We start from the raw sequence: 9,419 nt of genomic DNA, 5'->3' as shown, positions 1-9,419 counted from the left end.
CCGGAATACACCATCGCCTACACCGGAAATTACACCACGAGCGCGGACGCTAACGGATCTCAGAACCCGCCGGTCCGGTATCCCATGCCCGCCGCGTTCACCAGCGGCAAAGATAAGTGGTTATCTGTCGTTCGTAGAGGAAGCGCGTGCTCTTTCGTCAAACTCATGGCAACCTAGCACCATCCGTCGCACAACATGCTGGCGAAAATGGGCGCCGGGCTGATAAGTGTTCAGCTTGGGCACCTCATCGGGCTCATGACCGACCTGAAATCCGTGGCTGCGGCGGAAACGAAGCGTCCCAAACTAGACGCAAGGCTTTGGATGTCGGTGACTATTAACGTCATGCAGCTCAAATGGCCCTATCGAGGCAATGCTCGCGGACTGATTTCAGAAACGAACTGCCATTTCTGCGGTCAGCCCATCTCTCCTCCAGCGCATATCCAATGCACCGCCGCGCGTTCGCATGGTCCGCTGCATAATCTGCATGCCATGGCCGCCATCGCGCTCGGTGCATTGCACCGCCTTCTTTGACTTTTCCGTCCATACCACCGTGAAGCCATGTTCGGTACGCTTGCCGGTGATCACAATACTGCCGCCTGATCCAAGGGCACCGTGCTTGGTCGAATTCACGCCCAGCTCACCAAGTACCAAGGCAAGCGCATTGGCCCACTCAAGATCAACCGTGGCACAGGGTAGCTGTTCGATGGTGATGGAGCACTCGGTATTTTTAAACGGCGACAAGACAGCCGAGATCAGCTCATCGACATTGCGGGGGGCATGCATGTTGGCAAACAGCGTCTTCGCCCTCCCCATGGCTGCGAACAGGAGCGACATCTGTTTCGCAAAGGCCACGCGGCTGGCGTCTCCACGCGCATAATGGTTCATGACCGCGCACATCACCGAGAAGGAATTCAATAGGCGATGCCGCAGTTCGTCTGCGGTTATGATGGCCGTGTCCAGGCGTTGCTGATTTTCCGTAACGTCACGAGAAATAGCCATATATCCTGCGTGCTGCTGCTCCTCGTTCAGAACAGCGGATACCGTCACGTCCCACCACCGGGGAGCGCCCTTCATCGTCGGACAAAACGCACGAAAGCGCACGACCTTGCCCGCAGCGGCCTTTACGTAGGCACCTAAGATTTCAGCCTTGCTTTCCTCCGGCCAGAAATCGACCCATTGCTTGCCACGCACGAAATCGAAATCATCGATTTCCATCGCGCACTGGCCGTTAGGGTTCATGTAGTGAACGTCGCCCCTCAGCCCAACGAGCTTCACACAATCGACGCTTTGATCAAGCACGCTGGCGAGCGAGACGGAAGAAAGCGACGCTGGAGAAAATTCTGGAAGAGTTGCCATGAAATCCATCATACACGGTTGGGTCGCCCGCGCATCAAACTCTACCGCTACCAGACGGTTGCATGCGATCCCGGATGACCATCCGTCAAAAGGCTTATCACTTTTCCTGCGCGATCGATTCAGATCATCAACAGATGATGGAATGAACCCTTCTGGTTCTCCGTCGAGATTACTTCATCGACCAAGGTCGGACGCTCGTGTCTCTGATAGTAAGGTGTCCGTTGAGATCGGCCATGTCCTAACATACTGGCGCCTTAGCCTTATAGGAGTCCGACGACGGCCATTTGGGCCGACTAATTGGCTTCAGGAAAGGCAGCTGAGCGCCCATCCAAGCCGCTCAATTGGAAAGGGCTCGCGCCTACGAGCGGGCAGTCCGGTTGTGGCCGGGGCTGGGACGGCGGCGCCACTCCCAAGCCCGAGGGCGAAGGTCAGCTTTCGGCAGTAGCGGCCGTGCCCGAGCCCAACGGCGGTGAAGACACCGTGTTCGAATGGAGCGGAGCAAGGGCGACCCGCGTGCTCGAAGTCTAGGTCAAGGGAACGCTGGAAGACTTCACGCTCAGCGCGTTGGCCGAGCATCTGACACATTATCCAGACCGAAAGGCGACCGGCTCCCTGCTCGAACGACTGGCTGACGATACCGACCGCGCGGCTCTATTCGTGACGTCGGGTCGGCTCACCGATCCGTTGAGACGATTTGGCGTCCAGCCGGGTCTTGAGCAGCCCCCGAAGGCTCATTCCGTTGGTCACGCAGAACTGGGCGACTTCGTTATGGAATTGATTCTACTCACCGCGGGAACGCCGACGTCGGCGTCGGATGCAAAACGTCGCGCCGACATCGCAAAGCTTGCGGCGCTGTCGTCGACGAAGCTGCGCGGCGCGCTGTCGCGCGTCTTCGTCATCGCCGAACAGCTTCAGACAACCGTCGAGACCCGGCTGCATGATCGCCTGCGCGCGATGCGTTTCGACAAGCTCTCGCTTCGCGGGACAATCGCCGCCCTGACCGACGTGCTCGACGCCGCGAAGAAATCGCAAGCCACCTCTCACGGTATAGAATGACCATTGCCCAAGACGGTGTTAATCCGAGCTGCGCGAAACCAGCAAGAGGCTGGAACCGTCGCGGGGAACTACTTGCCGCGATTCGAGATTTTGCGGTAATGGCATCTCAACCGATCATAGCCGACAGCGAGAGCGGCTCCGTCGTCAACCCACAGGAGGCCGCCGAGAGCGCCGGGTTGATTTATGTGAACGACAACGAACCGGGCATCAAACGGTTGAAGCACGGCAAGAGCTTCCGCTATGTCGACCAAGGCGGAAAGCCGATGCGCGATCGCAATACGCTCGATCGCATCCGCAAGCTCGCTATCCCGCCCGCCTACACCGACGTGTGGATTTGCGCTGGCGCGGATGGGCATATCCAGGCAACCGGTCGGGATGCCAAGGGACGCAAACAGTATCGCTATCACGCGCGTTTCCGCGAAGTGCGCGACGGCACGAAATACGAGCATATGCTCGAATTCGCCAAGGCGCTGCCGACGATCCGCGCCAAAATCGACGAGCATCTGAGCATGCGCGGGCTGCCCCGCGAGAAGGTGCTGGCGACCATAGTGCGGCTGCTGGAGACGACTATGATCCGGGTCGGCAATGCCGATTATGCGAAGCAGAACAAGAGTTACGGCCTGACGACGCTCAAGGACCGGCATGTCGCAGTCGAAGGTGCTGAGCTGCGCTTCAATTTTAAGGGCAAGAGCGGCAAGCAGTGGAAGCTAAACATCCGCGATCGACGGATTGCCAAGATCGTCAAGGCCAGTCAGGACCTGCCGGGCCAGCATCTGTTCCAGTATCTCGACGAGGACGGTGCCCAGCGCGAGGTCAGCTCGGGCGACATCAACGCTTATCTGAAAGAAATCTCGGGCGCAGACATCACCGCCAAGGATTTCCGGACGTGGAACGGCACCGTTCTCGCTGCCATCGCACTCTCCGAATATGAGAAAGTCGACAGCGCCGCTGCCGCCAAGCGCAACGTTCGCGAGGCGATCGAAGCGGTCGCGGCGCGGCTTGGCAACACGCCGACCGTCTGCCGAAAATGCTACATCCACCCTGAAGTGTTCGAGAGCTATCTCAGCGATGCGTTAGTGCTGGAAGCACGCGACGAGGCGGCCAAGGAACTGCGGGAGGATATCGCCCACCTGCGCCCGGAGGAGGCCGTCGTGCTTGCCTTCCTGCACGAGAGGTTGAGCACCAAGGCGAAGGACGTGGCCGCATAGCGATCGCGGTCAATCTCGCTTCGATGTGGAGGAGCTCCGATGATCGCTCACCTGGCTGGGTGGGTGGCCCCCGCCGCCGCCATGATCGCCGCGATGATGACCGCCGCCAATCTTGGCGCATGGATTACCGGGTGGGGCTTCGTGGTCTTCACCATCGGGTCTGTCGGCTGGTCAATCGTCGGTTTGTCGAGCGGCCAAAACAACCTTGTAGCCACCAACACTTTCCTGACGCTCGTCAACGGCGTCGGCATCTGGCGCTGGCTGGGTCGCCAGCGTGTCTATGAGGACCGCGAAAAGGCGGCACAGACGGCGAGCCGGCGCTCCGGCTCGCTGACACTGTTCACCGCCACCGGCTTTGCCGGCAGGCGCGTGCTATCCAGCGATGGCCGCGACATTGGCAAATCGATCGAAGCCCTGCTCGAATGCGGGACCGGCACGGTCAGCTATGTGGTCGTAGCGAGCGGCGGGGTCGGCGGCGTGAAGCAAACGCTCGAGCCGTACCGGCTGACGCCGTCCAGTTCGACTGCGACGAGTTGCGGCTATCCTTGTCGAGGCAGAATTTCGACTTGCTAAATCCGATCGTCGATGAGGAATGGCCGGCGAGCCCTCCCCCGCATCACAATTCCGGCCAATCCAGCGCGTGAGGTAGCCCACCGCCAGCGTACACTCGGAAAAATGGTAGCAGCCGACTTTTGACCCGCAGGGTTGTGAAGGGCCGCCTAGCTTTCGCATCGGCAGCCTCATCTGGCACGAGCGCCTGCTCTCATGGGGCGGCACGAGGCGGCTTGATTGGCGGTGCGGGCGGCGCCGTTGTCGGAAGTGCAACGGGCCTGGGCACTACTGAAGGGGCAGTCGTGGGCGGAACCGCCGGCGCCATCATCGGTGACAAGAACAGGTGAACATTGACCAAACCGCCCTGCAGCCAATGCCTGCATCTACGGAGGTGTCAGCTTGGCTGCTGGAGTGATCTAAAGATCATCTAGTGCGTAAAAAACACCCGCTGTGACCACAGCGGGTGTTTTTTTACGCCGAGCAAATTCTATTTTAGTGGGGTGCTCGGCACTTCTATCCTTTCACCGATCAGCATGCTGCTATCGGTCATTAGACGGACCCAACAACCTGTCCCCATCGTTGTCGCGGACGTCTGGAACTGAAGACTTACCGTGCCCGCCCGCGCTGGAACAGGTTCACGATGGCCAGCAATATTACTGCGCCGAAGAAGGCAATGATAAGGCCGGTGATTGAAAATTCCTGAACACTTCCCCCCACACCCAGAAGTGGGCCCGCAACGGCATTACCAATGACGGAGCCGACACAACCGACTACGATGTTCAGAAAGATACCCATTGAGGCATCGCGGTTCATAACGAGGCTAGCAAGCCATCCCGCGATTCCGCCGACGATCAGCGCGATTATCCAACCCATTTTCAATCTCCAAATCTACTACCAGTTGAGCACCAAGGTGCCGCATTGCGGTCAGCGTGGCGTTATTCGTTCGCGCTTTTCATTATGCTTTTTGAGAGCATAGCCGCCTGCAGCGGCAGCGATTAGGCCAACTGGGCCTAGACGACGTAACACGCTGGCTGCGCCCATTCCGAAAATAGCGCCGCCCATGCCGCCCCGACCCTTCGAATCCGACGACACGCGCTTTCCGATGACTGCGCCGATGAGTTTGCCGATCATACAATTCTCCTTCGATCACAGAAGGGGATCTGGCTGGATTTGTTCCGGAGTGGTGGGGGGCAATCCTCAAGAGGAAGTATCACGAGCACTTCTTCGCCGAGAGATGTCCTATCTGAATCCATCTGGTTGGGGAGCCTAGCAGGTGGACCCCGCGAACAAGCGACATCAAAGGCAGCTTTTGGCCGCCGCGCAAGTCCTGTAGAGCGACCGATTTGAGCGCGTTCCCGCCGTGAAGGCTAAAAGCTCGGATGGGCAATCGGAACACTGCTCCGTCGCGTCAAGGTCCCCGCGACGATCGCGTTCGCTTCAGTGCCGCAGCGTGCGAGCGGCGCGGCGGCTGATGCGGGCAAGGTCAAGCGGGCATCGTTTCCATTTTCAGATCAGTCCTGAACCCGCCGCTTTTGTCCAGGCGATGGGTCACTTCCGCGATCAGCCATATGGTCCTATCGATCTCAGCCTTGAACCCAGCGGCCGCAGCGCGAGTCTCTGGATAAAACATCGGCCCTGCCGAGCGCGAGGGTGATATCGAAGGTGGCAGGCGCGCACTGCAACCGGCGCTGCTCAGCCTTGGCGGCGCGTTTGGCCGAGGCCTTGCGCAACGTCTTGGCGCCGTGCGCCTTGCCCTCGGTCACAGTCTGCTCCTTCGCCGCCTTGCGATCGTGCCACGTCACCGAGACGCCCTGCTGCCCGTCACGCTTCTGGCGCTGCCACGAATGCTCATCGCCGTCACGGCGACGGATGGTGAGGTTGGGGAGCGACCGCCCGTCGCTGGCCTGTCCGGCGCCTTTGGGCGCATTATGCTGCCCCGACATCTCCAATGGTGGATGTTTACCCCGTCCGGTCGGTTCCGGGTCGCCATCACCGCATGCAGGCGATCCTTCCTCGGTCGGGCTCAAGGCCCGACGTCGGATCCCGAAGTGCGCAGCAGGTAGGCTTGGCTGGAAGAAAAGCCCAGGGCGGCGGCCACGGGGTCGTTCCAACCGTAGGGGTCGGAGCGGATGACGGGCTCGCCATCCTCGCCGAGCACAACCGTTTGGTAGAGCAGCCTGACTGGGATCTTACGCGGTAGCTTGACGAATGTCTCCTTGCCGGTCGCGCGCGCCCTGCGCCATTCCTCGAGCACACCCTCGTCCTTCGCGAGCATCTCGGCAAAGCCCAGCGCATCGTCCACCCGAACACAGCCGTGACTACGCTGGCGCTGGACTTCCTGGAACAACTGCTTGGCTGGAGTGTCGTGCAGGTAGATCTGGTGCTCGTTCTCCATGTCGAACTTCACCAGACCCAGCGAATTTTTGGGTCCGGGCTGCTGGACGACCCAGCCGTCCTTCCAGGCCATGTTGTTGCGCTGAAGGTAGGCGCTGCCCTTGCCGGCGATCTCCTTGTTCTGAATCGAGCGCGGCACTGTCCAGGTGGGATTGGCGACAAGGCGATAGATTGGCGATCCCAGCTGCGGTGTCTCGTTCTCGGGCTCGCCTACGACCACCTTGCGGCTATCGGCGACCTTGCCGTCGCGCCAGTAGAGCAGCCGTCCTGCGGCGACATTCACGTCGATGCGGGTGGAAGCGGGATTGCGCTCGAGCCAGCGCAGCCGCTCCATAGCCACGGCCATCGTCCGCGCCCGGTCCGCGTCCGACAGGTTCAGGATTTCGAGCGCATCGGCGCCGATGACGCCGTCCGGCTTGATCCCGTAGTCCGCCTGCATGCGCTGCACCGCGCGGACCATCGCTGGGTTGTAATTGGTGCCTTGCGCGGCAGAGCGGTCGAGGTAGTCTGAGGCGACTAGCTGGCGCGCGATCGCAGGGACCCGCGCGTCGGTGGCGCCGGGCTTCAGAGGCTCGCCCTTGTCGGGGATCGCGGAAGCGGGGGCCTCGGCCTGCTTGCGCAGCGCGAGGTATGCCTTGGACAGCGCGCGGTAACCGTCGTCCTGCGGCGCCACACCGTCAAGCCATTCCCCCAGCTTCCCATTCTTGAGAGCTGCGCCGAGGCCGTTCAGCAGGTTCGGGTTGGGGCGGGCGACGGTATAGACGTCGTAGAGCTTGGCCGGATCGGATGAGCCACGCGCCAACGCCGAGGCATAACGCAGCGCGCTCTGCGTCAGGGCGCGGTCGCCTTCGGCATTTCCTGGCTGACCGTCCACGGCGAACTGCACTCGGTCGAGGCCATGCGCCGCTCGGCGACCTATCGCGTCGCGCAACTGGCGGACAGCGCCGTCGTTCCAATGCACCTGATCGATGCTGATCGGCGGCGCCTCGGTGGTCTGGGAAGTATTGTCGGGCTTCGAATGGCAGCCGGGCAGCGCGACCGCCAGGGCCAGCAACGAGCAAGCGATCACACTTCTATGCACACGGAACTCCTGGTAAGAACCGTGTGAAAACTTGTGGAAATGCTTTAGGTTTCAACCGAGCTCAAGCACGGGCCGCAAAGACCATCCGCCCTTCGCCGAGGAAGCTGAAGACGTCGCTGAGCTTGTTCTCGCCCACCGCGAAGCAGCCTTGGCTGCGGCCCAGCTTGCCATGGGCGGGGATCATGTCGTCGTTCGCATACCAGGCGCTGTGGATGACTATGGCGCGGCTAAGCGCATTGTTGTTCGTCGGGTCGAGCCCCACCAGACGCTGTGAGCGGCCGTGCTTGCCGGTGTAGTAATCGCCCGTCAGGAAAGCGCCCTCGCTCGAGGCATTAGAGCCGAAAACGTTCGAAAACCGCTCGAGGAACCCGGTATGGCCGGGATCCGAACCGGAACCGTGCGCGACCAGCAGCCGCGAAGCCTTGCCGCTCACAACATCGAGGAAATGCAGGCGCGCATCGGAAGATGGCGCGCTGAAATCGACGATTGCCATCCGGTCGCGCGCCTTAACCGATCTGGAGTGCTGGTCGAGCGCGGCGAGAGCCCGGCGCAGGAGCTGAGGGTCCACAGAAAAGCGCGCCGCATCCAGCGATGTCTGCGGCATACCCGGAGGATTGTGCGGCGCCGCCGGGACTGGAGCCGGGCGGCGCGGGTATGACGATCCTAGAAACGGCTTGGCGGCTGGCACGGTAAGCGCAGCGACCGCAAAGCCTGCACCCGAGATCATTACGGCGCGCCGATCGGGTCGAGAAGGAAGTTCAGGCATAACCCTAATAATGGGCATATGAGCCTGAATTTAAATAGCTTTTGACCGTCCTTTTTCGACCACTTCTGCACTTAAGGGGTGAACCGCCGTTGATTTGCGGTAAGCTGCGTTAAATGCTCCGTTCGCATCGGAACCAATCCTTCGAAGCCTAAAATAAAAAATTGTTCACGATCACCTACTATCATTACGAAAGATCGCGCAGAGAGTTCGCGGATTACAGTGCCGAAGTCTAAAGGGGGGGCAAAGTACAAGGCAAACATCTGACAGAAGGTGTGCCATTCTCACCCTGCGATCTCGTTGGCGCCGGCACCTTCGGATACGTCACCTTGCTTCGAGACCCCGGTATCCTGTGCCGCCATGTCTTGCTGAGCGCCTTCCGCCGCACCCTCTTTCGCCGCGTCAGCGACTGAATTTTCGAACATCCTTTTGAGGACCCATCCTACGGCAAAGGTAACAGACGCTGTCACCACCGCGCGAACTGCAGTTTCCTTTAGCGAGCGAACGAACTGCTTGCGCTGCTGCCGCCCCGACTGACCAGCGACTACGTCTGCTAGCTTTTCCCTGGTTCGCATGGAAATTCCTCTAAATTTTTAGATGATCATCGGACAACGCCCAAGTGCAGCTCTGGATGCACCAGCCGTTTGACACGTAGCGAGGAAATAGCTGCAGGAACTCAGAGGTTGCTGGCGGCACCCGACCAATAGCCGGACATGCAGATCACCCGGTGCAGACATCTTCACCTAACAGAAGCCGCCGATCCCACGCCACGAGGCGGACCGTCGGGAAAGCGCCCAAAGTCCGAACGTTTGCTTCCGAATGCTGAGCAACCGGCAGACACGATAAAGAATATTTGGCCATGGTTCGGGTCTGAAATGCCACGGATGCAACGTATTGTGCTTCCACATGTTGGCTATCCGCAACAGGAGACGACGGCATTGCCCAAGATTGACCTTAACAGGTTGCGGAAAAAGGTTCTTTCCTTGAGCCGCTTGAGGTGATTCAGACG

At 60.2% G+C, this 9,419-nt stretch carries 12 protein-coding genes; 5 read left to right on the top strand and 7 right to left on the bottom strand.

Annotation, left to right across the window (positions count from 1 at the left end; translation table 11 throughout):
- Positions 1–387 precede the first annotated feature (387 nt).
- Entirely contained in the window at positions 388–1,368 is a 981-nt protein-coding gene (locus ACODRZ_RS26005) for a PAS domain-containing protein (protein WP_488973097.1), read from the bottom strand.
- Positions 1,369–1,653: 285 nt separating this feature from the next.
- Here ACODRZ_RS26005 and ACODRZ_RS26000 point away from each other — a divergent pair, with 285 nt between their 5' ends.
- The 5 genes from ACODRZ_RS26000 (at position 1,654) to ACODRZ_RS25980 (ending at position 4,519) form a co-directional block, all read left to right on the top strand.
- Positions 1,654–1,884, top strand: coding sequence for a hypothetical protein (locus tag ACODRZ_RS26000; RefSeq protein WP_488973096.1), 231 nt, complete (start codon positions 1,654–1,656; stop codon positions 1,882–1,884).
- 36 nt (positions 1,885–1,920) lie between these two features.
- Positions 1,921–2,412 carry a hypothetical protein gene (locus ACODRZ_RS25995; RefSeq protein ID WP_488973095.1) on the top strand — a complete coding sequence of 164 codons (492 nt, stop codon included), beginning with the start codon at positions 1,921–1,923 and terminating at the stop codon, positions 2,410–2,412.
- Positions 2,409–3,620 carry a DNA topoisomerase IB gene (locus tag ACODRZ_RS25990; RefSeq protein ID WP_488973094.1) on the top strand — a complete coding sequence of 404 codons (1,212 nt, stop codon included), beginning with the start codon at positions 2,409–2,411 and terminating at the stop codon, positions 3,618–3,620. The genes ACODRZ_RS25995 and ACODRZ_RS25990 overlap by 4 nt, the downstream gene beginning before the upstream one ends.
- 39 nt (positions 3,621–3,659) lie before the next feature.
- Complete coding sequence (locus tag ACODRZ_RS25985) at positions 3,660–4,193, top strand: PRC-barrel domain containing protein (RefSeq protein ID WP_488973093.1); 534 nt, start codon at positions 3,660–3,662, stop codon at positions 4,191–4,193.
- Positions 4,194–4,327: 134 nt separating this feature from the next.
- Entirely contained in the window at positions 4,328–4,519 is a 192-nt protein-coding gene (locus tag ACODRZ_RS25980; RefSeq protein ID WP_488973098.1) for a YMGG-like glycine zipper-containing protein, read from the top strand.
- Positions 4,520–4,778: 259 nt separating this feature from the next.
- On the opposite strand, the gene ACODRZ_RS25975 is transcribed toward ACODRZ_RS25980, so the two are convergent.
- The 6 genes from ACODRZ_RS25975 to ACODRZ_RS25950 all read right to left on the bottom strand — a co-directional run bounded on the left by ACODRZ_RS25975 (position 4,779) and on the right by ACODRZ_RS25950 (position 8,985).
- The gene (locus ACODRZ_RS25975; RefSeq protein ID WP_488973092.1) at positions 4,779–5,045 is read right to left on the bottom strand and encodes a GlsB/YeaQ/YmgE family stress response membrane protein; all 267 of its coding nucleotides are present in this window, start codon (positions 5,043–5,045) and stop codon (positions 4,779–4,781) included.
- Positions 5,046–5,096: 51 nt separating this feature from the next.
- A complete protein-coding gene (locus ACODRZ_RS25970) occupies positions 5,097–5,303 on the bottom strand; it encodes a hypothetical protein (protein ID WP_488973091.1) in 207 nt (68 codons plus the stop codon).
- A gap of 452 nt (positions 5,304–5,755) precedes the next feature.
- Positions 5,756–6,115: a hypothetical protein gene (locus ACODRZ_RS25965; RefSeq protein WP_488973090.1), complete on the bottom strand. Its 360-nt coding sequence runs from the start codon at positions 6,113–6,115 to the stop codon at positions 5,756–5,758.
- Positions 6,116–6,195: 80 nt separating this feature from the next.
- Entirely contained in the window at positions 6,196–7,647 is a 1,452-nt protein-coding gene (locus ACODRZ_RS25960) for a L,D-transpeptidase family protein (RefSeq protein ID WP_488973089.1), read from the bottom strand.
- Positions 7,648–7,708: 61 nt separating this feature from the next.
- Positions 7,709–8,374, bottom strand: a complete 666-nt coding sequence (locus tag ACODRZ_RS25955; protein ID WP_488973088.1) for a murein L,D-transpeptidase catalytic domain family protein — start codon at positions 8,372–8,374, stop codon at positions 7,709–7,711.
- A 320-nt stretch (positions 8,375–8,694) separates the two neighbouring features.
- A complete protein-coding gene (locus ACODRZ_RS25950) occupies positions 8,695–8,985 on the bottom strand; it encodes a hypothetical protein (RefSeq protein ID WP_488973087.1) in 291 nt (96 codons plus the stop codon).
- Positions 8,986–9,419 lie beyond the last annotated feature (434 nt).

The sequence above is a fragment of the Novosphingobium sp. FG90 genome (assembly GCF_057808725.1).
This window is presented reverse-complemented; position numbering and strand designations above follow the sequence as displayed.

What these genes read in the sequence shown, in the direction of transcription:
- ACODRZ_RS26005 (WP_488973097.1), bottom strand. Translation starts at nt 1,368, where the DNA reads ATGATGGATTTCATGGCAACTCTTCCAGAATTTTCTCCAGCGTCGCTT.
- ACODRZ_RS25990 (WP_488973094.1), top strand. Translation starts at nt 2,409, where the DNA reads ATGACCATTGCCCAAGACGGTGTTAATCCGAGCTGCGCGAAACCAGCA.
- ACODRZ_RS25985 (WP_488973093.1), top strand. Translation starts at nt 3,660, where the DNA reads ATGATCGCTCACCTGGCTGGGTGGGTGGCCCCCGCCGCCGCCATGATC.
- ACODRZ_RS25975 (WP_488973092.1), bottom strand. Translation starts at nt 5,045, where the DNA reads ATGGGTTGGATAATCGCGCTGATCGTCGGCGGAATCGCGGGATGGCTT.
- ACODRZ_RS25970 (WP_488973091.1), bottom strand. Translation starts at nt 5,303, where the DNA reads ATGATCGGCAAACTCATCGGCGCAGTCATCGGAAAGCGCGTGTCGTCG.
- ACODRZ_RS25965 (WP_488973090.1), bottom strand. Translation starts at nt 6,115, where the DNA reads ATGTCGGGGCAGCATAATGCGCCCAAAGGCGCCGGACAGGCCAGCGAC.
- ACODRZ_RS25955 (WP_488973088.1), bottom strand. Translation starts at nt 8,374, where the DNA reads ATGATCTCGGGTGCAGGCTTTGCGGTCGCTGCGCTTACCGTGCCAGCC.
- ACODRZ_RS25950 (WP_488973087.1), bottom strand. Translation starts at nt 8,985, where the DNA reads ATGCGAACCAGGGAAAAGCTAGCAGACGTAGTCGCTGGTCAGTCGGGG.